The organism is Candidatus Poseidoniia archaeon, from assembly GCA_030748895.1.
Classification (GTDB): Archaea; Thermoplasmatota; Poseidoniia; order MGIII; family CG-Epi1; genus UBA8886.
On the sequence record JASMLC010000004.1, the window covers coordinates 94,600 to 121,308 of the forward strand.

16 protein-coding genes and 1 tRNA gene are annotated in these 26,709 nt (G+C 61.3%); 9 read left to right on the forward strand and 8 right to left on the reverse strand.

Annotated elements, in window-relative coordinates; genetic code table 11:
* The first annotated feature begins 37 nt into the window (after positions 1-37).
* On the forward strand, positions 38-6,580 hold the full coding sequence (locus QGG57_02770; protein ID MDP7007098.1) for a CARDB domain-containing protein: 6,543 nt from the start codon (positions 38-40) through the stop codon (positions 6,578-6,580).
* Here QGG57_02770 and QGG57_02775 read toward each other — a convergent pair.
* The 5 genes from QGG57_02775 to QGG57_02795 form a co-directional block, all read right to left on the reverse strand.
* Positions 6,577-7,350, reverse strand: a complete 774-nt coding sequence (locus QGG57_02775; protein MDP7007099.1) for a CDP-alcohol phosphatidyltransferase family protein — start codon at positions 7,348-7,350, stop codon at positions 6,577-6,579. The genes QGG57_02770 and QGG57_02775 overlap by 4 nt on opposite strands.
* Positions 7,350-8,888, reverse strand: coding sequence for an archaeosortase A (gene artA / locus QGG57_02780; protein ID MDP7007100.1), 1,539 nt, complete (start codon positions 8,886-8,888; stop codon positions 7,350-7,352). Before artA ends, QGG57_02775 begins: the two co-directional genes overlap by 1 nt.
* Positions 8,889-8,924: 36 nt before the next feature.
* Positions 8,925-9,650, reverse strand: coding sequence for a sugar phosphate nucleotidyltransferase (locus QGG57_02785; GenBank protein MDP7007101.1), 726 nt, complete (start codon positions 9,648-9,650; stop codon positions 8,925-8,927).
* Positions 9,650-10,537: a hypothetical protein gene (locus tag QGG57_02790; protein MDP7007102.1), complete on the reverse strand. Its 888-nt coding sequence runs from the start codon at positions 10,535-10,537 to the stop codon at positions 9,650-9,652. Before QGG57_02790 ends, QGG57_02785 begins: the two co-directional genes overlap by 1 nt.
* Positions 10,538-10,622: 85 nt before the next feature.
* Positions 10,623-11,585 carry a phosphoribosylaminoimidazolesuccinocarboxamide synthase gene (locus QGG57_02795; GenBank protein ID MDP7007103.1) on the reverse strand — a complete coding sequence of 321 codons (963 nt, stop codon included), beginning with the start codon at positions 11,583-11,585 and terminating at the stop codon, positions 10,623-10,625.
* Between the two features lie 96 nt (positions 11,586-11,681).
* Between QGG57_02795 and QGG57_02800 the strand changes: the two genes are divergently transcribed.
* The 6 genes from QGG57_02800 (at position 11,682) to QGG57_02825 (ending at position 17,473) form a co-directional block, all read left to right on the forward strand.
* Positions 11,682-12,326 (forward strand): CDP-alcohol phosphatidyltransferase family protein, encoded by a 645-nt coding sequence (locus QGG57_02800; GenBank protein ID MDP7007104.1) that lies wholly within the window; start codon positions 11,682-11,684, stop codon positions 12,324-12,326.
* 163 nt (positions 12,327-12,489) lie between these two features.
* Entirely contained in the window at positions 12,490-12,963 is a 474-nt protein-coding gene (locus tag QGG57_02805) for a phosphatidylglycerophosphatase A (GenBank protein MDP7007105.1), read from the forward strand.
* Positions 12,964-12,983: 20 nt separating this feature from the next.
* Positions 12,984-13,487, forward strand: a complete 504-nt coding sequence (locus tag QGG57_02810; GenBank protein ID MDP7007106.1) for a DUF2269 family protein — start codon at positions 12,984-12,986, stop codon at positions 13,485-13,487.
* Positions 13,488-13,523: 36 nt separating this feature from the next.
* Positions 13,524-13,766, forward strand: a complete 243-nt coding sequence (gene purS / locus QGG57_02815; GenBank protein ID MDP7007107.1) for a phosphoribosylformylglycinamidine synthase subunit PurS — start codon at positions 13,524-13,526, stop codon at positions 13,764-13,766.
* Positions 13,763-16,051 carry a phosphoribosylformylglycinamidine synthase subunit PurL gene (gene purL / locus QGG57_02820; GenBank protein ID MDP7007108.1) on the forward strand — a complete coding sequence of 763 codons (2,289 nt, stop codon included), beginning with the start codon at positions 13,763-13,765 and terminating at the stop codon, positions 16,049-16,051. Before purS ends, purL begins: the two co-directional genes overlap by 4 nt.
* Before the next feature lie 30 nt (positions 16,052-16,081).
* Positions 16,082-17,473: an ArsB/NhaD family transporter gene (locus QGG57_02825; protein MDP7007109.1), complete on the forward strand. Its 1,392-nt coding sequence runs from the start codon at positions 16,082-16,084 to the stop codon at positions 17,471-17,473.
* Here QGG57_02825 and QGG57_02830 read toward each other — a convergent pair.
* Complete coding sequence (locus QGG57_02830) at positions 17,458-18,330, reverse strand: rhomboid family intramembrane serine protease (protein ID MDP7007110.1); 873 nt, start codon at positions 18,328-18,330, stop codon at positions 17,458-17,460. The two genes, QGG57_02825 and QGG57_02830, sit on opposite strands and share 16 nt — an antisense overlap.
* Before the next feature lie 93 nt (positions 18,331-18,423).
* Positions 18,424-25,527 carry a cupredoxin domain-containing protein gene (locus QGG57_02835; protein MDP7007111.1) on the reverse strand — a complete coding sequence of 2,368 codons (7,104 nt, stop codon included), beginning with the start codon at positions 25,525-25,527 and terminating at the stop codon, positions 18,424-18,426.
* A gap of 141 nt (positions 25,528-25,668) precedes the next feature.
* On the opposite strand from QGG57_02835, the gene pdxT reads away from it, so the two are divergent.
* Both pdxT and QGG57_02845 read left to right on the forward strand, forming a co-directional pair.
* Complete coding sequence (gene pdxT / locus QGG57_02840; GenBank protein ID MDP7007112.1) at positions 25,669-26,208, forward strand: pyridoxal 5'-phosphate synthase glutaminase subunit PdxT; 540 nt, start codon at positions 25,669-25,671, stop codon at positions 26,206-26,208.
* 107 nt (positions 26,209-26,315) lie between these two features.
* A complete protein-coding gene (locus QGG57_02845; protein ID MDP7007113.1) occupies positions 26,316-26,543 on the forward strand; it encodes a (2Fe-2S)-binding protein in 228 nt (75 codons plus the stop codon).
* Between the two features lie 46 nt (positions 26,544-26,589).
* On the opposite strand, the gene QGG57_02850 is transcribed toward QGG57_02845, so the two are convergent.
* Positions 26,590-26,677, reverse strand: a tRNA-Leu gene (locus QGG57_02850).
* Positions 26,678-26,709 lie beyond the last annotated feature (32 nt).

Here is a 26,709-nt window from a genome sequence, read left to right on the forward strand (position 1 = left end):
CATCTTTATACCGTGCGGGAATCCCCGGCCCGGAAGCATGTCCCGCAAGTCCTTCACATTCCTGCTAGCGCTCCTGATGCTGCTGCCGCCCGTCCAGGGCGACGAGAATGACCCTGACCTGACCATCGAGGATATCAGCTTCAGCGATGACTCGCCGGCAGGCGGCGATGAGATTATGATTACCGCTGAGGTTGCTAATGATGGGGGGGCAACCGGCCTGCAGTCGGTGACGGCAAATGTTACCTTCTACTGGGACAACAACTCCATCGGGCAAGATATGGTCACTATTCCTGGCGGCCAGTCAGCCGACGCCAGCGTCGAGTGGACTGCCGTCGGTGGCACCCACAACATCACCGCCATTGTCGACGAAGAAAACGATGTGCAGGAATCTAACGAGGATAACAATCAGCGCAGCGAATACATCACGGTCACCTACCCCTCAATCGCTGTGATTGACGACGATGGGGGAGAGAACAACGGTGGCACGAGGGTCGACGTAGATGGATACTATACCGACGCGCTGGATTCACTAGAACTCACCTACGATCTGCTGCGCGTCGATAGCGGAGATGACGGACCTGACGCAGACACGCTCACCAACTATGGACTGGTGATTTGGTTTGTCGGTTCGGATTTAAGCACCACCTTTACGCAAAACGATCAGGACGCGATGGCTCAGTTCCTCGACGATGGGGGGACTGCCTGGGTCACGGGACACGATATCCTCTGGGACTTGAACACCGCGACTGGCTCTCGCTCTGAGGGTGACTGGGAGTACGATTATCTCGGCGTAGGTTATGTCGACCACGACAATGGCACAGCTAATCCTGTTGGTGGTGTCCAGGATGACCCTGTCACTGACGGGGCGGAATATGACACCGACGACTCCCTATTCTTTGACTATGGCGATGACCTCGCACCGCGCAGTGACTTCCACGGTATCTTCAACACTACCGATGACGATGGCACCCTCTGGTCAGCGCTGCGCACCGAGGAAGGCTACGGGATGGTGTTCCTGGCGTTCGAGTTCGCCTACATCGCGAGTACTGACAACCGGACCGATCTGGTCGACAGGATTGTCGAATACCTGCTGGAGGAGCTGGAGCACGACGTCTCACTGAGCCGCTTCAACTCACCGCGCGACGGAGACACCATCGAGCCCGACGTTACGCAGGTCATCAACGTCACAGTCCGCAACCGCGGTAGCGAGGACGAGAGTAACGTGCAGGTGAATCTGGACATCGATTGTCGTAACAGCAGTGCTAACGACCACTCTGACTCGAAAACCATCTCGTCACTACCCGCTGGCGCTACTACAACCGTTACCTTCGACTGGGACGTGCCGGAGGAGGAGGACTACGTCTATGATATCGAGGCAGAGGCGTATATTTCCAGTGACGAGAAACGCACCAATGACAAGCGCAGCATCACTGTTGATACCTATGTGCTGCACAACCTCGCCCTCGAGGCGGCGCGCGCGACGCCACGGCTTGGAGAGCCCGATGAAGAACGCACACTCTCGGTGAAGGTCGAGAACAGTGGCGACGTGACACTGACGCGCGATGTTCGCGGGCTGGTCTTCGAGGGCGACGAGGAGCTATGGGATGGCGGCACGCAGGAAGTGACGCTGGGACCAGGCGAGAACACCACCCTCGAATGGGACTGGACTCCCAACGGCTACGGCACCTTCACCTTCCGCGCCCAGCTCGAGCAGGAAGACGAAGACTCGAATGACGACGTGGCGGCAGGTGAACTACGCGCGGTGAACATCGAGTTCCGCGACAGCTTCGAGTCGGGACGCAACGGCTGGAGCGACTATCGCCCCATTTCCAACGCCTGGCACCTGATAGACACTGACAATGACGAGAATCGCGAAGCATATAGTCCAACACACTCACTCTGGGTCGGTGACGAGGGCAAAGGCGATGGCGAATATGACGATAACTGGGACTACTCTGTCTTTACTGACCAAGATATAACGCTGGGCGCTGGTAGCGAGCTGGTAATCCAGCACTGGTATTCAATGGAATCCAGCTGGGATGGCGGCAACGTCCAGATTACCACGGATGGCGGTGAGAGCTGGACAGTTATCCATCCTAATGGAGGCTACCCTGATGATGCGGTTGTAGGGCTGGACAATCAGCCTGGCTTCACTGGCTCCTCGGACGACTGGGAGGAAGCACGCTTTGACCTCGTCGATTTCTCGGGTGAGGACGTGCGCTTCCGCTTTCGCTTTGGGAGCGATAGCTCTGTCAATTCTTACGAAGGATGGTATCTGGACGACATCGAGGTAAGCGGCTCTGATGGTACCTTTAGTGACGATCTGGAAGATGGCGACGGAAACTGGAATTTCTCTGGTGAGAACAGCGAATGGTCGCTGGATGATGCACGTGCGGTCTCCGGCAGCCACGCCTGGCGACTGGGCAATCCGGAAACTGGCACCTACAGCCCCGGGCTGAACGACTCGCTCGAGTCGCCCACGATTGACCTGGGAGACGGCTCCGAGAAGGGGGTCGCGATTATGGCATGGTTCGCGGTCGACGGGCCGTATGACGAATTCTATCTGGAGATCAACGTTTCCGGCGAGTGGGAGATGCTTGAGAGTGGGCCGGGCGATGACGGTGACTATTCCAGCGACTACGACGAGGCGGATGGCGAGGGATGGCTCTACCTCGAGAGCGACCTTTCGGATTACAGCGATGAAGTGACGCTGCGCCTTCGCTTCATCTCCGACACCTGGACACAACTGGAAGGACTCTATGTTGATGACTTTACCGTCTTCAGCCTGCCGCAGCTGCAGGACGACGTCGGCGTGCGTGATATTGATGCACCCGACGAGGCGGGGCCGGGCGAGGCGGTCGACTTCAGCGGTGACGTCTACAACTTCGGCGCCAACGACCAGACGAACGTGGATGTGCGCGCGACGGTCACGCGCGACGGCGACGGCAGCGAAGTCTACAACCAGTCCCGCACGATTGCGCAGCTTGATTCAGGCGAGAACGCGACGCTCGACTGGACCTGGCAGGGGGGCGATAACGGCAGCTACACCATCCGCGTCCAGAGCCTGCTCGACGACGATGAGCGGCCCGGCAACGACGCCTCGGAACAGGTCATCGACATTCGCGAATCGGCCTGGGCGGTCGCACTGGCAGTCGAGGAGGCGGTTAAGGACGTCCTCTCGGGCGAAGCGACCTTCTTCAACTTCACCGCCACCAACGAGGGCGACGAGGGCGGCTACTACGACGTCGCCGCTGCCGGCAGCGGCGACGGCTGGTATGCGATTCCGCTTGAGGAAGTTATCTACATTTCGGCCGGTGGCTCGACCGACTTCACCGTCACGGTCATCGCGCCGACGCAGGAGCCGACCGGAGCAAGCCGTGACTTCACCGTCAGCGTCACCAGCCAGAACGATGCGGCGGCGCGCGACTCGGAGGAGATAACCGGCACCGCCGATTACCGCGAAGGCACGGACGGCGACAGCGTGCTGCTGGTTGATGCCAACTTCGGGCATAACAATGGCTACAACCACTACTACCAGACCGACGAGATTGACCGACGTCTAAAGCTGGCTCTACAGGACTATTTTGGCGAGGGTGAGGCGCGGGGCTATGACGTCCATACACTCCCCTACGACAGCTCAGCCGGCGACTACGGCGAGCTGGACCCCTATCCGACGGTCGAACTGCTGACGCAGTACGACATCGTGGTCTGGACACAGGGTGAGCATCACCAGCGTGACCTGGATGCATGGCGCGATACAATCGGTGGTTACCTCGATTCTGGCGACGGAGGACTCTGGCTGATTGGATCGAACTACCTGACTGCGCTCAACAGCAGCGATGGTTACCGGGAACCGGGAGACTTCGAGTACGACTATCTGATGGTCGAGCGGATTGACAACGACCGTGAAACGCCCGACCCGCTGGTCGGCGCCAGCAACGATGAAGTATTCGACGGAGCTGAGTTCAGCAGTTCCGACCGCACCATCTACTCCAGCTCCTACTCCGACTGGGTTATTCCACGTTCAATCGCAACCGGTGGTATCTACGCAGACGCAGGGAGCTGGTGGCACGTCTCCGACAACTCGGAAGCCACGGGTGACCCGGAACGCGAGGCGAGCAGCCCGACACATGCCCTCTGGGTCGGTGACGGTGACAAGGACACCGGCGAGTACGATGATAACTGGGACGAGGTATTGCTGACGCGCGATTCCTACGAACTGGGCGAGGACGGGCAGCTCAACTTCCAGAACTGGTACTCGACCGAGAACGGCTATGACGGAGGCAATGTGCAGATTTCGACCGATGGCGGCGGGACCTGGGAGGTCATCAACCCGGCCGAGGAGTATTCAGATGACTCGGTGATTGGTCTAGATAACGAGCCTGGTTACACCGGCAGCTCGGACGGCTGGGTATCCGCCTCGTTTAGCCTTAGCGAATACGCAAATGAGGAGGTAACATTCAAGTTCCGCTTTGGAAGTGATAGTTCGGCCAGCAGCTACGAGGGCTGGTACATTGACGATGTCGAGTTGCAGGACGCGAGTGGGGTCCTCTTCAGCGATGACCTCGAGTCGGGCGGCGATAACTGGGTTTTCGGCGCGTCGTCAGGGTACAACCTGACGCTGCGCTACGAAGGCGACTACCAGCTGATGCTGAGCCCCTTCACCTTCGCTTTCCTCGACGACGAACGCGAGCGCTCCGATATCGTCGAGCGGGTGCTTGACTGGCTCTTCGCCGCCGCGGCGGCGCACGACGTCGGCACGCGGCTGCTGGACGTCCCGTCGGAGGGCGACGAGAACACGACTGTCGAGTTCAGCAGCACTATCCGCAACTACGGCTCCGAGGACCAGTCCAGCTTCACCGTCCGCGCGCAGGCGCTGCTGGACGGCGACGTCATCTGGAGTGACACGCAGACGGTCGGCTTCCTCGCCGCGGGCGACGAGGTCGAGCTAACGTGGAGCTGGGAGGATGGCGGGCCGACCGGCGAATACGTCATTGGCGTCGAGACCGAGCTGGCGGGCGACGAGAATACGAATAACGACCGGCGCGAGGCGGATTTCGAGGCAGTCATGCTCCACGCCCCGGCGGTCTCGACGGTCAGCGCCAGCAAGGAGGGCGAGCCGGGGCAGACGCTGACATTCAAGGTAACCCTGCGCAACGACGCGACCGGCCGCGACAAGCTGAGCCTCTCGCTCTCGGGCACGGCAGCCGACTGGGCTGAGTTGCAGATAAGCGCGGTCACGCTCGAATCGGACGATGAACGCGATATCGATATTGATGTTGAGCTGCCGGAGGACGCGGCGGATGGTGAATATAGCCTGATGGTAGAGGTCACGGCAGGTGACGTTACTGTCACGCAGGAGCTGACTGCAACCGTTACCGAGGACCCCACCGAATATGGCGTCACACTCGAGCTGGAACCACAGTTTATCGACCTGATTGCGGGGCAGTCTGCCGATTTCAGCGTAACCGTGGCCAATACCGGTGACGACAGTGATACCTTCGATCTGGAGGCGCTGGGCGACCGTCCCGAATGGGTCTCTTTCGCCGCCTCGCAGGTGAGTCTGGCAGCGGGCGAATCCATCGAGGTTGACGGCACGCTCACGGTTCCGGACGACGCACTCGATGACCGCTACGAACTCAGTGTGCGAGCAGTCTCACAGGGCGATGACAGCGCCAACGACGAGCAGGCCCTCACCGTTGACGTTATCGAGCGGCAGCACGACCTGCAGTTCCGGCTCGTGACAGGCGAGCTGACACGCGTGACCGTCGCGCCAGGCGAAACTGCCAGCTTCAACTTCTCGCTCGAGAACCGGGGCAATTCGGCTGATACATTCAGCATCAGCTTCGAGGACACGGCCGCCGACTGGGCGACGGCCGCGCCAGCCCAGGTCACGCTCGAGCCCGAAGACAAAACAAATATCACGGTGACCGTCACGGTTCCGACTGGCGCCGCGCTCGCCGAATACCGGGTGGGAATCATCGCTACGGCCGACGACGGCCAGACCGACCAGCGGCGGACGCTGACGCTCGAGGTCGAAGTGCCGGTCACCGAGACGCACTCACTCGAGCTCTGCTTCACGATGCCGTCAGGCGACTGCCTCTCGCAGCGAGCGCTGGAGGTTGCGGTCGAGCAGGGCGAAATCCAGACCGGCGCCTACGGCTTCCGCGTCACCAACAACGGCAATTCCGACGCTGAAATCAGCCTCACACTGACGCTCCCGTCAGGGTCGACCGACTGGCAGGCGAGCTTCACCGACGGCGGTGGCAACCGCTGGTATGTGCGGCTCGACCCCGACACGGCCGACTACCCACTCCAGCTCATGCCCGGAGGGCAGATGGACTGGGGTGCACTGGTGATTAACAACCATAAGCTGGCCGCTGGCGGCAGCTACGCCTTCACGCTAACTGCGGAAGTCGTTGGCCAGCCGGGAACCGCGCAGCAGCTGTCGGTGACCGTGACCGTGACCGAGCCGGACGCCCCGCCACCGACCGACGAGGAAGGCGGCGGACTGCCGGCGCCTTCGCTGCTGGCTGTGCTGCTGCTGCTCGGTGGTGTCGCCTTGCGGCGCCGCCGCTAGTCGCGCCAGCCGGGGTCGTTGCGCAGCACCCACAGCGGGCTGCCGAAGAGGTAGCCAGCGTCGAGCAGCGCCGCTGCGGTCCAGAGCAATTCCCACGCCGCATGGTCGAGCCACGCCGCCAGCAGCGCGAACTGGAGCAGCAGCACCGCACCGAAAATCGGCAGCTGGTTCGGGCCGCGCGCCTTGTGGTAGGGCAGCGTCGAAACCATCGTGAACGCCGCCAGCCCGAGCAGCGCCGGCGGCCACGTCGCCCCGTCGCCGGTGAGCCAGGACCAGCGCAGGCAGACTGTCAGCACCAGCACCATCATCGCCGGCGTCGGCATCCCCGAGAAGTGGCGCAGCTGCTCCTCGCGGTCGTGGGTGAAGCGCGCCAGCCGCAGCACCCCCAGCAGGCCCACCAGCAGCGCGCCCGCAAGTGCGAGCAGGTTCGGCAGGTCCACCCCGCCCGAGAGCGAGAGCGCCGGCCCGCGCGAGAGGTCGTAGTAGAGCGTGTAGACCAGCAGCGCCGGCGCGAGGCAGAAGCTGATGACGTCGGCCAGCGAGTCGAGCAACGGCCCGAAGCGGTGGCTCGACCCGTATTTGCGCACCAGCATCCCGTCGATGCTGTCGAAAAACGCCCCGACGATGAGCAGCAGCATCCCGACCAGGATTGCGTCGCGCGTCCCGTCGAGGAAATAGGTAATCGCCAGCATCCCGCAGGCGGCGTTGGCGAGCGTCGCGAGGTCGCCGACTGAAATCCTGAACAGCGGCCGGAAGAGCCTGCGCAGCATCACGCCCCCGCCAGGCGCGCTACCGTCTGCCCCGCCCGCAGCTTCTGCCCCAGCCGCACGACCATCTCCGCCCCCAGCGGCAGTTCGAGGTCAACGCGCGAGCCGAGGTGGATGATGCCGATGCGCTCGCCCTTCGCCAGCTGCTGCCCCTCGGAAAGGTAGCTGGTGATGCGCCGCGCCAGCGCGCCGGCCACCTGCGTCACCGCCACCGGTCCGACAGTGGTCTCCAGTTCGGTGCGCACCTGCAGATTGCCGTCGGCGGCCGCGCTGTAGGCGGGGCTGAAGCCTGCCCCGGAGCGCTGCTGCGCGCTGACGCGGCCGGTAATCGGCGCGCGGTTGACGTGCACGTTGAAGGGCGACATGAAAATTGAGAGCCGTACGTGGTCGTCCCGCCTGTCAACCGAGAGCACCGTACCGTCGGCGGGACTGACGACGCCAACGCCGACCGGACGCGGCGGGTCGCGGTGGAACCAGAGCAGACCACCGCCCAGCGCCAGTAGCGCCGCGGCCGCCCATGCCGCGGCATCGAGCGGCAGTTCCGACGGGGTGCCGGCAGCGGCGCCGAACGGCAGCAGTACCAGCCCGCCCACGAAGGCGATAGTAATCCATTCGGGCGTTCCGGCAGCGAAGGGCGGCGTGCGCATTCCCGCCGGTGACTCGCGCCACGGCAGGTCCATCACGCCGAGGATGGCGTCCTGCATCTCCGGCAGGTAGTGGAAGACGATATACGCCAGCGCGACCAGCGCGACGAGGCTGCCGCCCTTGCCAATCCAGGCGTGCGCGTAGTAGAATGTGTCATCGCCCCACACATGCTCGTAAGTTAGCCAGATTACGACTGCGTTGCGGATGAGATTCAGTACGTAAATCGTCGGCACCGTCGCCAGGAAGGCGTAGACGCGCCGCTCTCGCGGCGCGCTGGTACAGAGCACCCCGCCAACGAATATTATCATCGATTGCAGCGCGGTGCACGCCAGCACGATGCTGACCGCAGGCGACATCGGATCGCGCCACGCCGCCTCGACGGGGACGCTCACTTCCTGGTGTGCTGAGCCGAGGCGGTACCAGCGCGAACCTTCGCCGTAGTCGAGTGGCCCGAGCGTTGTCGGAGCGCCTGCAATATCGAGCAGCCAGATCGACTGCTCCGCGACGACCTGGATGAGCCAGCCCGCGAGGAACGGCACCCGCTCGACGAGGAAGTAGATGCCGCCAGCAACGACGGTCATCGCCACCAGCCAGCGCAGCGCCGGATATTCAGCGCGCCACTGAATGGTGAGCCAGTGGTGGTACGCCAGATAGCCGAAGAACGGTAGCGCCATGGCGCAGAAGAGCGCATTGACCGGGTCGCGAATCAGGATGTAGTGCTCAACCTCGCTCCACCAGAAACCTCCCAGCGCCAGCCAGCCAACCATGCAGAGCCGGTGGCCTGCGGCGGCCGGGAGCCTGCGGCCCGCCATGCGGTGCGGCCCGCTTGAGAGCCGATAGCCTGCCGCGAGCAGCAGCAGCGACCCGATGGCGAGCACCTCGCTGGCTGGTATCATCAACCTGCGCGACCCCGCGCCGCTAAAAAAACCTCTTCAGCCGAAATGGGCGCACGCCGCCGCATATGATTCGGGGTCACCGATATCGAACCAGGTCCCACTATACGCGATGCCGCGCACCGTCGCGCGACCGATGCGCCACGGCAGGAAATGGCCTAGCGCGTCACGCTCGCCGCCCGCCGCGAGGTAGGCGGCGAGCGCACACACCCCGCCGGGCGAGAGCAGCCAGCAGGCGGTCGCCGCCAGCGTCGAGCGCGGCTCCGCCGGCTTCTCGACGAAATCAACTATTATGCCATCCTCGAGCGTCGCGATGCCGTAGAGCTGCGCCAGCCCGGTATCGCCAACGTCGTAGAGCCCGATAACGTCGTCGCCCGTGCTTGCGTGCAACGCAGTCATGCGGGCGAGATCGAAGTCGAAAAGGTTGTCGCCGCCGACGATGAAGAGCGGTCCCGCCAGACGATGCTGTGCCACCAGCTGCCCCAGCGCGCCGAGGGCGCCGGGCTTCTCGCCTTCGGCGCGCGCCTGCTCGACCGCCAATTCCAGTATCAGCGGGCCGTCGTAGCTGGCGATGAACACGTCAAACTGGCTGGCAAAAGCGGCGTTGACCGCCAGCAGCACGCGGTCGGGCGCAACTGCCTCGAGCGAGCGCAGGACGTGCGCCAGTAGCGGCTCGCCGGCGACTGGGAGCAACTGCTTTGGAGTGTGGCGCACCAGCTCCCCCATACGGCGCGCGAAGCCGCCCGCCAGGACGATGGCGTCCATCAGAGCGATATCTTGCCGCCCGACATCAGTTCCCTGATAGCGTCGTCGGCCGCCGCGGCCAGCTTCTTGTCATCGTAGAGCGCTTCCTTGACCTCCTTGCGGCGGTCGCGCACCACCTTCCAGCGCGCCTGCTGTTCCTCGCGCGCCACATTCCGGTGGGTCCGCAACTGGTCGAGCATCTCCATCGCGCGCTCGTGCTGGTGGTCGGCGCGTTTACGCACGTCAACGAACTCCTGATGCTTCTTGTCTGATTCGCCCGAGAGGTGTGCCGCCTCCTTCATCAGCTCGGTCATCTTGTCGTAAAGCTTCGAATTGAGCTTCGCCAGCCGCACCACTTCCAGATGGTGCTGGTCTGCCTCGCTGAACCGCTCGTCAATCGACTGGTCCAGTTCGCCTACCTCGGCGTGCAGGTGCTCCTGCTCCTCGAGTGAGGACTGCTGCTCGCCCAGACTACGGCGCAGGATGGAAATCCGCTCGAGCAGCGCCCGCTCCTTGGCAATCGTCATCTCGGTTGTCTCGAGCCGGCGCTCGGACGCCATGATTTCGGACATCAGCGCCTCGACCGTCTCGCGCAGCCCCTTGCTGCCTTTGCCATCCTTGCGTCGCGCCTGCTTGGCGGCAATCAACTTGCGCGCCTGGTCCTGTAGTTTGTTGCGCGCCTGCATACTGCGCTGTTTCGCCTGCGAATGCGCCTTCATTTCGTCGCGCATGGCCAGGATTTTCTGCATCACCTTTCCGCGCTGGTCATGGATGGCATCGCGCTCGTCGCGTAGCATGCGCGCCTCGCTGTTGTATTCGTTACGACGGTCGACAAAACGCTGGAACCGCTCTTCCGAGCGTTGTGTCTCGGTCTTCGGCTTGCGCTGCTGCCTCTTCTTCTGCGCCATGGGAGCGAGGTGACGGCTGGCGCACTGATATAAAATCAGCCCTGCCAGATTATAGTATTATCTTTTAAATAATAATCGTCGAGAACTAGATAAACGGGTTGAGCACCTGATAAATTGTGTCGCCGGCCGGTCCCAATTCCAGCGGCATCTCCTCTCCGGTGAAGGTTTCGGCCACTTCGATGTAGCGTGCGGCCGCCTCCACCCGCAGGTCGTCAGTCAGCGCGGGCGGCTTGCCCTTGCCGGTAAATCCTTGCTCCGCGAGCCAGGTGCGGACGTATTCCTTATCGAACTTGCGCGGCTCTTCTCCTTTCTCGAAGCGCTTTTCGTAGTCGTCTGCCATCCAGTAGCGGCTGGAGTCGGGCGTATTGACCTCGTCCATCAGCATAATCTTACCGCTGGAGATACCGAACTCGTACTTGGTATCGACAAAAATCATGCCGTGCTCAGCGGCGCGCTTGACGCCCCGGTGGTAGAGCCGCATCGATATTTTTGCCAGCTCGCGATAGAGCCCGGGGTCGACCGCGCCGCGGCGGAAGAGCTCCTCCGGGGCGACCGATTCGTCGTGTTCACCCTGCTCTGCCTTGGTCGAGGGAGTGATGATTGGCTCGGGCAATTTCTCGTGCTTGCGCATCCCGTCTGGCAGCTCGTTGCCGCAGAAATTGCGGTCGCCCTTCTCGTAGGCGGTCCAGATTGAGGTAGGAGTAATCCCGGTCAGGTAGCCTCGCACAACCATCTCGACCTGGATCGGGTCGCAGCGGCGAACGGTCCAGACGTTGGGGTGCGGCCGGCGCAGGACGTGGTTGGCGACGATGTCGGCCGTCTCGCCGAACCACCAGTCGGCCAGCTCGACCAGCGCCTGCCCCTTGAAGGGGACAGTTCCCAGCACGCGGTCGAAGGCAGAGATACGGTCAGTGGTGACCATCGTGATGGTCTCTTCCTTGATGTAGTTGTCGCGCACCTTGCCGCGGTAGAGCTCGCCCTGGTCCTCGTAATTGGTCTCCACAAGAGTATGGGGGAGCTGCTGTTTCAGAATGTCGCGGGCGACCATGCCGCCCCGAAAGCAGGAGTGGGACTAAAAGCAATACCGGTGCCCATGCAGCGGCCGGCGCAAATATTGAATAGCCACAAGTGACTCCCGCGGAGCGTGCTTAGCGACATATTGAGAAAGCGTAGCAACGAACTGCTGCGCCCACTGGGTGTTTTCATGGGTCGCATCGGCATCCGCCCCAATAACCTCACCTTCCTCGGACTAGCGCTGACTGTTGCTGCAGCGTGGCAACTGTACGCATCGGACCACGACGGGAAGCCTGTCGCCATCCTGCCTGGAGTAGCACTGATGTTGCTGGCTGGGCTGGCTGACGGCGGCGACGGGCTGCTGGCGCGCGCTGCCGGCCAGACGAGCGTGCGCGGCGGCTTCCTCGACGCGCTGACCGACCGCTACTCGGACAGCCTGCTCTTCGGCGCGCTGCTACTCGGCGGCTGGCTGGTGCCGCTACCACAGGCGTCCGGAATCCCGGGCGAGGCGTGGGCGCTGGCAGCGCTCATCGGCGCGTTGCTCACCTCCTACGCGCGCGCAGCAGCGGAGCGCCTCGGCGTGAGCCAGCAGGCGGTCGGCCTCATCGAGCGGCCGGAGCGCATCATCCTGCTGGCACTCGGCCTCGCGGTGGGCGAACTGGCGGGCGACCCGGCGCTCTGGGCTACCGGCACGCTAGCGCTGCTGGCGCTGCTGGGGAACCTCACGGTGGCGCAGCGGCTGGTCCATTTCTGGCGGAACGCGTCGGAAGTATAGCAGCCGGTGGAAGCGCAGAGCGGTTCCACACAGGCTGCGCCGCTGCCGCAGGCGGGAGTTAACGCGTCGGAAGTATAGCAGCCGGTGGAAGCGCAGAGCGATTCCACTCAGGCTGCGCCGCTGCCACAGGCAGGAGTTATATAGGGGTCGTCGGTGGAAAATAATGGTTGACTGGCGTGAACTGGCGGCGACCGGCCTCGGGCTGGGGCGGGCGCCATACGGCCCCGGCACCGCCGGGAGTGCTGGCGCAGCGGCGCTGGCGTGGGCTGCCGTGACTTATGGCGGACCGCAGGGCGGCTACGCGCTGCTGGCGGTCGCGCTGCTGCTCTACCCGGCCGGCCGCAGCCTTGCTGAGTGGGCCGAACGGGAATGGGGCGAAGACCCCGGCCGCTTCGTGCTGGACGAGGTGGCGGGCTACCTGCTCGGCGCCGCCACTATCTGGCTCGCCGCTGGCGTCCCCGAAACAGTGGATTTGCTGGCTCTGTTCGTCCTGTTCCGCGCTTTCGACATCCTGAAGCCGTGGCCGGTCTCGCGGCTCGAGGAAATCGGGGGTGGTGACGGGGTGATGCTCGACGATGTCGCCGCCGGAATCCTGGCGGCTGCCGTGCTGCTGCTGGCGCCGCTCCTGTTTTATTGACCCCCCTCATCTGCGGCGCCATGGCCGAAATCGTCCTCTATCTGCATATCGTCGGCGCGATTGCGCTCTTCAGCGGCTTGATTGCAACCGCGGTCGCGATGCTGCGCATGGAACGCGCCGCGGGCGAAACGCGCTGCGAGCTGGCGTCGATGGCGCGCGCAATGGCGTCAATGGCGGCAGGAGGCGGCGCACTGACGCTGCTATTCGGGCTCTATATGGTACTCAATGAGCCACAGTTCGAGTTAGGGCAGGCATGGATTGACAACTCGCTCGGCCTGCTACTGGTAATGGTTGCAGTTATCCCGCTAGTGATGGTCCCACGGCTGCGCGCGATTGCCGACGGGGACGATGGGGCAGGCGATCCAGTGCTCTGGATTACGACAACTGGCATGCTAGGGGGATCTTTCGGCATCGAGTACTTGATGGTTGCGAAACCGCTAGCACACGGCAGCGACGACGGCGTGCTGTTGCTGTTCCTGCTGCTCGGCGCAGGGGCAGGCTGGCTGCGGACGCGGGAAGCCTGAGTTTCGTTTTTTACCCACCCTCATATTGGGGGCATAATGACTGAAATCGAGATACGTGTCGGACTCAAGCCGGGTATGGCTGACCCCGAGGGCGCCAACGTCCAGAAAGCACTGGGATTGCTCGGCTTCGATTCCGTCGGGGCGGTCGCGTCAGCGCGTTGCTACCGCATCTCGCTTGAGCTTCCCGAGCCGGAGGCGCTCGAGGAAGCGGAGCGCATGTGCCGGCGGCTGCTTGCAAATCCTGTGGTGCACGACTATTCGATTTCGGTGGCGGAATGAGGCTGCAGCCGCTAGCAGGCGCGGAGCAGGCGTTCGCCGTCCCGCTCGACGGCGACCTCGAGGCGACGGGCGAGGCTCTGGGACTGGGGCTCTCGCTGGCGGAGCTGGAGAAGGTGCGCGACCATTTTCGCGACGAAGGGCGGGTGCCGACCGACGTCGAATTGCAGGCGATTGACCAGGCGTGGTCGGAGCACTGCTGCTACAAGTCGTCGCGCCCCGTGCTGGAGGAAACGGTATTCGGCCTCGACGTACCGCGCAAGGTCGCCGTGCGGGAAGACGCAGGAATCATGGAGTTCGACGCCGACCACTACTACGCCGTCGGGCTGGAGTCGCACAACCACCCGTCGGCGCTCGACCCGTACGGCGGCGCGGCGACCGGTATCGGCGGTATCCTGCGCGACGTGGTCTGCATGGGCGCGCAGCCGATTGCGCTGGTCGACCCTCTATTTTTCGGAGAACTGGACACGCCGCGCAGCGAACTGCCTGACGGCGTCAAGCACCCGCGCTACCTGATGGGGGGCGTCGTGGCGGGCATCCGCGACTACGGCAACCGCGTCGGGATTCCCACGGTAGCGGGGCAGGTGGCGTTCCACCCCGCCTACACCGGCAACCCGCTGGTGAATGTCGGCTGCATCGGCATCATGCCGAAGAGCGAGCTGATTCACAGCCGTGCCGGCGGTGCGGGCGACATCTACATCCTTGCCGGCGGGCGGACCGGGCGCGACGGCATCCACGGCGTCACCTTCGCGTCGCGCGAACTGGAAGCCGGTTCCGAGAGCGACATCGGCGCAGTGCAGCTGGGCGACCCGATTACCAAGGAGCCGCTGATGCACCTCTGCCTCGAGCTGAACCGCGCCGGGCTGCTGACCGGGATGAAGGACCTCGGCGGCGGCGGACTCTCCTGCGTCGTCGGTGAGCTGGCGCTTGACGGCGGCTGCGGCGCGCGCGTCGACCTCGAGCGGGTGCCGCTCAAGCAGCCGGGAATGGCGCCGTGGGAAATCTGGGTCTCTGAGTCGCAGGAGCGCATGATGTTCACCGTCCGCCCCGATAACGTCGCGGCGGTGCTCGAAAGCTGTGCGGCGTGGGACGTCGAGGCAATCGAAATTGGCGAGGTCGTCCCGCAGAAGCGGACGCGCGTCGACTGGCACGGGACGACCGTGCTCGACCTTGACCTGGAGTTCACGACCGGCGGTCCCGCCTACCGGCGGCCGTCGCTCGAGCCGCAGGCGCCGACGGCCGCTACGGTCGAGCTGGAGCAGCCCGCTGACCTTGGGGCACTGCTGCTCGAACTGCTTGCGACCCCCGAAATGGGGTCGCGCGAGTGGGTTATCCGGCAGTACGACCACCAGGTGCGCGGCGCCACAGCGCTGAACCCGTTGCAAGGCCCCGTAGGCCGTGAGGGACCGGGCGACGCCGCCGTGCTGAAGCCCGTTCCCGGAAGCTGGCGCGGGCTGGCGCTGACCAGCGACGTCAGCCCCTGGCTGATGGAGGCCGACCCCCGCGCGGGGACTCTGCTGGCGATTGCCGAGGTGTGCGGCAACCTGACGGCGGTCGGCGCGCGGATTGACTCGCTCGCTGACTGCCTCTGCTTCGGCAACCCGCAGAAACCTGAAATCATGGGACAGTTCTGTGCCGCGTGCGAGGCGCTCGCCGAGGGTGCGCTGGCGCTGGGGGTGCCGTACGTCTCGGGCAACGTCAGCTTCTACAACGAAACCCCGCAAGGCGCGATTCCGCCGACGCCAGTGCTGATGGGAGTCGGTATCGTCGAGGATATCCGCAACTGCGTCACGAGCGACCTGAAGGCGGAGGGCGAGCTGTGGCTCGTCGGCCCCACCGGCCCGGAGATGGGCGCCAGCCTGCTCTCGCGCACCCTCGGCGGGGCCGGGGGTGCGCTGCCGCCGGTCGACTTTGCGGCGCTGGTACCGCGCATGGAAGCGCTGGTGGCAGCCATCGCCGCGGGCGAAGTGGTCGCGTGCCACGACCTCTCGGCGGGTGGCCTGGCGCTGGCGCTGGCCGAGATGTGCCTTTCCGGGCAGGGCGCAGCGGTCGAGCTGCCCTCCGGGCCGGCGATGACGGCGCTCTTCAGCGAAAGCCCCGGGCGCTGGCTGGTGCAGGTCGCCCCCGGCTGCGAAGCGCGTTTTGCGAAGCGCTTCGATTACGCAGAGCGGCTCGGCGCGCCCGCCGGCGAACTGCGCGTGACCTGCGGCGACGAAACGCTGCTGACGCTCGCACCGGCAGCACTGCGAGCAGCTTGGGAAACACCGCTCGACGCGCGGCTGGCCTAAGCTTTTATCAACCCCTTTAATGGCGGCAGGATGACACTCGCAGCGACGTTGATACTGCTTATTTTCATAGTTGCCTTTGTACTAATTTTAGGAGAATTTGTCCACCGTACTTTAGCTGCATGGGGAGGTGCTGTAGCTATGCTTATTGTCGGAAAAATATATGGTACCTTAGATTGGTGCTCTGGACATGGTAGTAATCATTGTGAACACAATTTGTTCTCTGCGATTGATTTCAATGTAATTGGGTTGTTAGTAGGAATGATGATTTTTGCCGCAATGTTAGAGATATGTGGTTTCTTTGAATTTGTTGCAATAAAAGCTACAAAGCTATCGAAAGGAGACCCTTGGATGTTAGTTGTTTATTTGGGTACTTTCACAACTTTAATATCTGTTGTTATAGACAATGTAACTGCAATCATTCTGATTGCACCAATTACAATCAAAATATGTGATAAGATAAAAATCAGTGCAATCCCTCCATTAATTGCTGAAGCTATTCTATCAGATACGGGTGGTGTCGCTACATTAGTGGGAGATCCACCTAATGTAATGATTGCCTCATTTACTGCAAGTGACCCCAATGTATCTGCGTTTACTTTTAACAGTTTCATTGAACATTTGACGCCTTTGACATTCTTTGCTTGGGTCGCTACATTAGGATATATGCGATATTATTACAGAGACTGGAGTGAAACGAAACCTGGGAATGTGGAAGAGGTTTTGCAGGAAAATGAATGGACAGCTGTAAATGACAGGGGCATGATGAACAAAACCTTGATGGCTTTAGTTGGTACCATAATTCTATTCTCACTACACGAACTCGTACTAAGTCCCAGAGGCATACATATTGAAATTTCTGCGATTGCGCTTAGTGGTGCTGGAATTGCTATGGTTTTGTCATTGCCTGATATTCATACTGTAATTGAGAAAGTTGAATGGACTGCGTTAGTATTCTTTGCAGGTTTATTCGTAATGGTAGGGGGCCTTGAACACATGGGACACTTAGAATCTGTAGCTAATTGGATTTTTGGTAATTTTGGCCCTGATGGAGCTATCACAAGTAACCCTATGATATTAGCTGTAGTCATGATATGGGTAGCTGCAATAGCATCAGCTATCGTTGACAATATACCCTTCTGCGCAGCGATGCTTCCTATTATTCAAAAACTAGGAGAATTAAGTGAAGAAGTAAATGTAATACCATTATACTGGGCCTTGGCAATGGGTTGTGGTTTTGGTGGAAACGCAACACCTATTGGATCTAGTGCTAATGTAATGACCGTTTCAATAAGTGAAAAGGGCGGTCACGCCATTACCACGGCTGAGTGGATGCGGGTGGGTCTGCCTGTGATGATGATTACTTGTGTCGTCGCGACCATTTTCATGGTCCTCTTCTACGACTCGCTCTACGTCAATCCCTGAGCCAGGATTGGACGGCAGGCGGCACAGTCCTCCACGGCGCTAACGGCAGCCCCGCACTCCGCGCAATGCGCGCGCTCACGGAAGCGTTCCAGCCATGCCGCACGCAGCTCTGGCTCATCGGCTTCCATCGCGTGCCGTAGCTCCTCGTCCGCGCCTTCCAGTGCAGTCAGGTGTTCCAGCCCCGGCATCGCCGCGACGCTGTGCGGCTGCGGTCGCAGCAGCGGCGCCATGAAGACTCCGGCGACGAAGCCGGCGGCGTGCGCCGTATGGCCAACGCCGTCGCTGATGCCGGCCGCGACGTAGGCGGTCTCGCCGCCCATGAAGACCAGCGCCGCCAGCAGCACCGGTACACGCGGCAGGAAGAGCGGTCCCAGCAGCATCGGAATTTCATCGCGTGGATAGAGCAGCGCGAAGGCGCCCATCACCGCGAAGACCGCCCCCGAAGCGCCGATGTGGATGCCTGCCTCGCCCTGCCAGAGCGCCAGCAGCCCGCTCACCAGCGATGCGAGCAGACCGCCGGCGAAGAAGACGATAAGCAGCCGCCGCGTGCCGATGCGCTCCTCGAACGGCGCGCCGAGCAGCAGCAGCACCAGCATATTCATCAGCAGGTGCAGCGGCCCCGCGTGCAGGAACATTGCGGTTACGAGCGTCGCCCATTCCGCGCCGGGCTGCGCCAGGTAACCGGGGCGGAACCCCAGCTCGAGCCAGGTGGCCACCGGCGCTCCCGCCAGCCACCACGCGCCGAAGAGCGCGAAGTTGGCCAGCACCAGCGCCTGCGCCGCGTACATCCGGGCGCGCAGTCCGCTGACCAATACCGTGGCCGCGAGCAGCAGCAGCAGCAGGGAGAGCGCGCTCATTGCCGGGGGCGAGCGCAGCGCCGGTTAAGGCTCACGCTAGGGCAGGGGGGTTGGGGCCTCCGGGAGGCCCCCCGTAGCGCCTGGAGCGCCTGTTTATGCGTCTTCCCGGCGGCGGAGGGCTACACCCAGGCCAGCCAGGAGGGATGCCATGCTCAGTCCGAAGAGGGTCAACGCGAACGACGGAGTCGTATCGGACGCTGCCACAATCGAGACGGTGCCGCTGATGACGTTGTCGTCCTGCTGATTCAGGAACTCGTCATGGTGAGTGCGGCCGTCCGCGATGTCCTCGGTCTCGAGCGTCGGGTTGATCTGGGCATAGACGGTCACGTCCCAGTACTCGCCGCCGTTACCCTTCTCTGCTCCCTTCTCAGGAATGAAGGGGTCGACCCAGGTTATTGAAGCGGTGCTGTAGGTCAGGACCTTGTTGTCCACCTTCTTCTGCTCAGTCAGCACAGCCGTGGGCGCCATGCGGGCAATTTCGGTGTCGCCGATGCGGGTAACCCGCTTCATGCCGTCCGGGAAGGAGACCATCTTGCCGCCCTTGGGGTCGTAGACGTAGAAGACGACCAGCACATCCTGTGCGTAGTTGCCGTCGTTCTCGGCCGTGACCCGGATAGAGACGCCGTTGTCGTCGCCCTCGAGGACCGCAATGCGGTCAACCGAGATGCCAGTCAGTGAGAACTGAGGCGGCCGGATGAAGAGCGACGCTGAGAGAGGCTCGTCCATATCCGCGTTGTTCGCGGTGTCCTTGCCGTTCAGCTTGATGTCGAACTCCCGGTTACCGGCAGGTTCGCCAGTGTCCCAGTCGAAGTCGGGGGCCCAGATAGAGAGGGTGATGGTCACCTGCTGGTCAGCATCCAGCGGGATGCTGGTGGTTCCGTCTATCGAGGAAGTGGTCACCGGTGTTCCAGAGCTGGAGTCGGTCACCGCCCGGTAGATGGACCAGTCAGTGGTGTCGTATGCACTGCCTCCCGCCACGAGTGCCGGAGAGATTTCCAGCACGTTGGCAAGGGTTCCGATGTTGCGCGCGGTGTAGACGACATCCACACCCAGCGAGGGGTAGATTTCGTACACACGCGTGTCGTGGTCGACCTTGTCCCAGAAGATACCGTGGTCGAGCGTACGGACCACCTTGACGCCACCAATGGAGGCGCTACCCAGCGGACCCTTCGCCTGGAAGACAAAGGAGTACTGGTTATCTGGTGCAGGGTCGTAGTCCATCCCGTTCAGGCCCAGCTTGCTGGTGTCGAGGTGGATGTAGTAGGGATTCCAACCGCCCGAGTCACCCGCCAGCGAGCCGCCGACGGCGCTGTGGTCGCTTCCATCGACTATCGTGAAGCCGTTGGGTGACCAGAGTGCAACGGTCCTGCCGCTGTCGAAGGAGTGACCCTTCTGCTGTGCGAAGACCATGATCTCGTTGCCGGCGCTCATGTCGTAGTCGGCCCAGAACATGAGGTAGCTGTCATCGGTCCAGAGTGGCACATAGTTGGTACGCGCCTGCTCGGTCGCGACTGCCGCCGCGACGACCACGATTGTGCCAGCCATCATCGTGTGGAAGCCACAGTAGTAGGTGAAAGTCCCGACTTCGCTGAAGGTCAGCGAAGCACTATCGCCTGCGGCGAGCGTGATTTCAGGCCAGTCACCATCAGTGGAGGTCACTGTGTGGGTAATGGTGTCGTCGTTGGTCCAGGTGATGGTAGTTCCGAGCAAGGCCTCAACATAGCCGGGGCTGTAGCCGCCGACCTGGCCAACGATTGAGATGCCCATGTCATCAGTAACCACGTCGGTTTCGTCCCAGCTTACCGAGAGAGCACCGTCGCCGACTGAGGCAGGTTCGTCTGCCACGTCAACCCAGTCCTCTCCGCCGGTCAGCAGCGGGGTGCCGAGATTCTGCTCGGTACCTACCAGCAGCATGTGGCTGGCACCGTTGTTCGTCGCGAACAGGTCCTTCAGCGTGTCGCTCGTACCGGGTGTGGCCAGTTTGACACCGATGGTGTACATACCGGGCGTAGAGATACCAGGGAAGCTTATGCTGAAAGTGCCAGTCTCACTAGCCATCGGCAAGTTGCTGATGGAGTAGGAACTGTCACTCCAGACGGTGTTCCCGTCAGAGTCTATCGCGTAGGCGTAGATGTCAGCGCTGCTGATTGGACCGCCAGTGCCAAGGTCGCCCATGCCCACGTTCTTGAAGCTCGTGGTGATGGTTGAACCCTCGCCCAGCTCCAGCTTGTAGGGCAGGCTGGAGGAGGTCTGCTCGATGTCGAAACCGAGAGCGTAGATACCAACCTCGTCAACAAACCAGGCCGGATCCCAGTCGGGGTAAGATCCACCCAAATGGAAGCTGACTGACATGTCGTCCATTCCCGTACCGGTGAAGGTGTCGAGTCGCGCCTGCGACTCAGTCCAACCTCCCGAAGAAGAGACGAACGCCGGCAGGTTATTCAGCGGGTTGCCGTAGTAGAGATAGTTGTAGATCGTGCCGCCATACAGATTGCCCTGGGTTGGTGTCACAATGCTCCGGGTGGAGCTGGAACCGGATGGGCCGGCGGTCGATATGTCAACGTTGCCACCTTCGTAATAGTACGCGGCAAAGGCGCTGACGGAGGCGTAGAATGCATACCGGTGCTTGAACACCATCTTGGACGAGGTCGCCTGCGACAGATCTATCGAGGGCGAGTTAAGCCGTGCGTCGTCACCGTTGTAGGCTGTGCCGAAGGTATCGTCGCCAAGACCCCAAGAGGCTGCGCCAGCATAGACCTCAGACGTCTGAGTATGCCAGTCTGCTGTGCCCATCGCAAGGGTGGTTGACCAGCCGTCCGCGTAGAGGTCGCCTGAGCCACCGTTGACACAGCCTGCACACGTCATCTCAGCTTCAGCGTCGGTGTATGCCACGGTGAACATGGTCTCACGCGATATATCGCGCTTGTTATCACCGGAGAACTCGTCCACTGCAACGTTACCGTCCTCATCAAGGTAGCCGTCAATCCAAGCCTCTACCCGCACCTTGTACTGGCCGGGGACACTGAAATGGTAGTTCCAGTTGATATCCTTGGACTCGCCACTGGCGAATGCCCCACCAGTACCATCACCAGAGATGCTGACTGTGTCCTGGTAAACTACATCTGCCAAATCGGTGCCGGTGATATTCAGGTTGTCAATCACCCACTTCTCACCGTCATACGGCCACATGTAGTTCCAGAACCCGAAGTGGAACCGGAAGGCGACATTATCCTCGCCGATATAGTCAGCAAGGCTGAACTCGCTCTCAATCCAGTCACCGTCTGGCCACGCCGACGAGCCACCGCTCGTGCCGACGAAAGCATCCTGTCCAAAGAGCGGATTGCCCCAACCAGCGTAGTTGTAGATTTGTCCGTTGTATCCACTGGTCGGAACTACCTTGGTCCAGGTTTCCGAACCCGCCGTGGACGAGTCGTAGTCTGTAGAGATTTCGACGATTCCGCCGTTCGGGTTGTAGCCCATCCCACTAGTCCAGTGGAAATTCCAGCGGTGCAGCATGGTCATCTTGGCGTCATCCGGAGCCGAACTCAGATCGTACGACTCGGTAACCAGGAAGCCCTCACCACCGGCGTAGTACATCGCGAACTCACCGCCGTTGCTGTTGCCAGGACCCCAAGCGTCAGACCCGTCAAAGCCATCCTGTCCAGAGGGGAATGTCCAGCCAGGCTGGCTGCTCCAGGAAGCGCCGGGAGTCGTATAGGACGCCGTCCAGGGGTGGTTCGAAGCTGTGTAGCTGTCATGATCCTCGGCAATCAGGTTAGTGACGTCCTCGGTTCCGATAGTGAGGCGTGCCATGGACGTCCCAGCGGTCTGGGGATTGACACCCGCGTTAATCACGGTGGTGCCAATATCGGGGTTGCCGTTGATCGGAATCGGGTCGACTACGTCGGGGGCCGCAATAGCAAGGTTGTCGTTGTAGACCACACCAGTAATGGCGAGGTCATCCAACCGGTAGAAGCCGTTGGAGTAGGTGCCGAAGGCAACCGAGGACCAGCCGACGTGCCAGCGGACGCGAACGTCGTCCTGTCCTACATACGGGGTCAGGTCGAAGGTCTTCTTCTCCCACGCCTGTGGCGAGGGTGTGTAGGTGAAGGCACCGCCCGCGCTACCATAGAAGCTAAACGCGGGGTAACCACGAAGTGGGTTCGCGTAGAACGCGTAGTTGTAGATTGACTGGGTATAGCCACCAACAGGCGCAAATGGGCCCCATGTCTCGCCACCGTCTTCCGAAATTTCGACGACCACTCCATCGTACGTGTAATAGAAGTAGTACGAGTGCTGGAAGGTCAATTCAGCCGAAACCGGCATTTTCAGGTCGAGGTTGGGTGTGGAGGCCCACGGATCGCCTGGACTGGTCTGGTCGTACTTGCGACCACTGTCGAGCGAGCAGGGTGCAGAGGTGGCGTCGTTCGAGTCTGCGCTCCAGATTGAGGCACCCGAAGAGTCACGACCGAAAATCCAGTCGCTGGCGTCGCAGTCATCAAAGTTTTCCGAGAAGATGACGTACTTGACGTCGCGGAATGCGTTGAAGCGGTTGTCCGAGAGATCCTCGTCACCATAGTCGTCGATGATGGCCATCGAGACGCCGACCATATCGCCCGACTTCAGGCCGTTCGCCGCAGGCGTGAACGGGGTGAAGTCGACCGCGACGGTCTCCTTGAAGGCAATCGAGGCAATCGTCTTGGTCTCATCGACGAAGGTCTGGTCGATATCAATCAAATCAACCGACACGTCATCGAGGCGGAAGTAGCTGTTGTAGTACAACCATGCGGAGCTGTACCAGTACTGGTTGTAGGCCACTGTCCAGCGTACCTTAACGTCGGGGTAGCCGGTGTAATCGCCCAGGTCTACCTCCGTGTAATCCCACTTGCACTCCTGCCGGCAGGCCACATCGAAGCCACCGAGGCCGCCGTTGTAGGCGTAGTAGGTGAATGCCTGCTTCAGGACTACCTCTTCGGGGGTGTTGTACCACGATATAATCTGGCCGTTGATACCACTAACATAGCCACCAGTGGTGAACTTGTCCTTGTCAATGTACTCCCACGTAGTACCGCCATCGGTCGAAGCCTCCATGATAGCGCCCTCGTACCGGAAGTAGAAGAAGTACGAGTGCTTGAACTTGAGGGTCATACCGACTGCGGTCGAGGTGTCAATTGAGGGGGTCGTAAGGTGGCTCAGCATCGCAGGCTGCGGTCCTAGCACCTTGTCAAGACTACCGTCCGAAAGGTCATAGTAGCCGACCTTGTCGTAAGCGTTGTAGAAGTAGTACTCACGGAAGTGGTACATGCTGCTGACGTACACATGAGTGTCGGTCATGGCAATCGAACCCACGTAGGTGTTCCAGCCACCGCCATAATCTGATACTACGGTGGACCAGGAGCAACTCGTGGTCGAAATCTTCTTCAGGCCACCATAGAAGCTGGTGTAGTAATAACCTGACGTGTAGACAGAGCCCTCATAGACATCGACACTGCTCGAGTAGTACAGATACCCGGCGCCATTGTACTGGCAGTCAGTGTATGAGTTGGCGCTGTAGCTGCCGCCGGAGCTGCGAGTGTACTTCCGCAGTGTTGACTGGCTGTAATGGCGCCAGATCATCCAGATGTCACCAGTGTCGTCATCTACGTCCAAATCTTCCCAGTAGTAGGAACGTGATTTGCCGTTACCGTAGGTGAAGGTGCCATCAAGCGAGCCGTCATCTGCGTCCAGCTTGACTATCTTGGTATTCGCGGTCTGGAAGTGGACCTGCAGCGCGAAGACCTGCCCGTCATAGTAGGTAATTCCGGTCCCGTACTTGATTGTCGACCCACCCGTAGTCCATAGAAGGGTACCAGTCGAACTGAACTTCTTTACCCACGTGTTGGTACAATACAGGTAACCTATGCCCGAACAGCGGCCTATCACGTAGATATTGCCACTTGAATCCGTGGTCACGTCCAGCGGGTTGGTAAGGCCCTGAATGACAACCGTTCCGGAGTTGGAACTGTCGAACTTCCATATCTGCCCATGCAGCCTGTCGGAAACATAGAGGTGGGTGCCGTCATGGTGAATGCGCGTACTGTCGTCGAACATGCCGCCAACTGCAGCCTCCTTACGGCCGGACGACATAGAGCGATCGGATGTGTCACCGTCATTGTAGTAGTCGTCGCCGTAGTTGTAGTTGCTAACGTGTGCGCCCTGGCTGTCATTAATGTCTCCTGTCCAGAGGTTAGCACCGTGAGTTGAACTGGAGGTGAAGTCGCCGGGGCCAGAGTCGAAGTCCTCGTCAATAACTGTGCTGATTGCAGTTGAGAACACCTTGGCGTTGACGCCAACGTCGGTCTGGGTGTCAGTACCCTTGTTGACTACGTTGGCCGACATCGAGTTCTCGGTCGCCAGCGAGAGGGGATCCGGGACAGATGGACTGTCCAGTTTCAGTTGGTCCACTGGGGGCGGAGGTGGGTAGAACATGATGGCCTTGTTGTTGTACGAGGAACTCATCTGGGAGTAGGCATAGCTCAGGCCGTCACCGCCCTTTGTCTGGATACCAATCGAGACTGTCTCGTAGGAACCTGCTCCGTAGAATGTACCATCCTGATATTGGTAAACGATGTTACCATTCTCGTACACGATGGCCTGGAAGGTAGTCGTGTCAGACGAGGTACAGTAGTAGTACATGTTCATCTTGTTCCAGGTGATTACCAGCTTCCGGTCGGGAGCTGTGCCTAATGTCTCGTACTTGATGTCTGCGCCACTTGCGCAGTAACGGTAGTCCTGCCAGTAGGGTGAGAGCATGGTGCCAGCAATCCCGGTCCATGGCATTAGGTATGGAACCCAAGCGTAACTGACAGAGGGTGCGTCAAACGTGAACCACCCATTGTCACCGCCGAGGTAGAATTCGTCGTAGTCTACACCGTAATAGGTTATGGTGAAGCCCATGTCGAATGCACTGGTGACATAGTCACCGGGATTCCCTATGGATGTCCCAGTACTCAGGATATCAATCCAGTCATACGACACTTTACCATCCGATTCAGTACTGTCGGTAAAGTTGTATCCGAAGGTATCTGGTCCTCCGGTCTTGGCCGCAGCATTGGGCGCCAGCAGCACGAACGTGCTGGTGACCATGGTTACGGCGACTACGAAGGCAACGAGCCTTGCAGTCCAGGCGATAGAGTTCTCTGTACGGGTTTCTTGCATATGACACACCTTGGTTGAGTCCTTGTCTCAGCGGGTGGGATACCCACTGAAGGGTTCCCATCATGCTGCGCGGTTCATATAAAGCGTTCGCCCGGCCTGAAAACGGGCTAAGCGATAAAGCAGGGGGAGGGCTGTACCGTCGTGAAAATCGGGGTACTGGCACTGCAGGGAGCGGTCAGCGAGCACTGTCGGGCGCTGGCGGCGTGCGGCGCTCGCGTGGGGGAGGTGAGGACGCCCGCAGAACTGGAAAAAGTGGATGGCCTGGTGGTGCCGGGCGGCGAGTCCACAACGCTGCGCCACCTGCTGCAAAACGCCGGCTTGTGGGAGCCATTGCGAGCGTGGGAGCGCCCCATGCTGGGGACGTGCGCCGGCGCCATCCTGCTCGGCCGCGGAAGCGAAACGCTCGGCCGGATGGCGATGGAGCTGGACCGCAACGCCTACGGACGGCAGCAGGAGTCGTTCGAAGCCGACGTCGCGCTGGAGGCGGGCGAACCGTTTCCCGGAATTTTCATCCGGGCGCCTGCCATCGCCTTCACCGACGATGGGTGTACCCCGATAGCGTGGCACAACGGAAATATCGTGGGTGCGGTGCAGCCGCCACACATGGCGCTCACGTTCCACCCCGAGCTGACCAGCGACCGGCGGCTGCACCAGCGCTGGCTGGAGATGGTACCACGGTAACTGACCCGAAAGGCCGCCCGCAGCCGGGCTACGAGCGGCACGTCTTCATCTGCGGGCACGAGCGGCCGCCCGATGCCGCGCGCCCCTGCTGTGCCGGGCGCGACAGCTTGGCGGTGCTGAAGCAGATGAAGGCGACCGCGCGCGAGGCGGGCCTGACGGGAGTGCGGGTGCAGAAGTCGGGTTGCCTTGATTTCTGCGAGAACGGCATCTCCTGCGTGGTCTACCCGGAAGGCGTGTGGTATCGCATCGCCGACCCGGAGCGCGATGTGCCGGAAATCATCGAGCGGCACCTGCGCCACGGAGAGGTCGTCGAGCGCTGCCTGATGAAGTTCTGAGTTCTCGACGATTATTATTTAAAAAACGGGCTTCGTAAAAGGATAGTGGTGCGCGGGGCAGGATTCGAACCTGCGAACCCCTGAGGGAGAAGGTCTTGAGCCTTCCGCGATTGGCCAGACTATGCGACCCGCGCCCTGCGGCCGAAGGTCGGGGGTATTTTAGCCG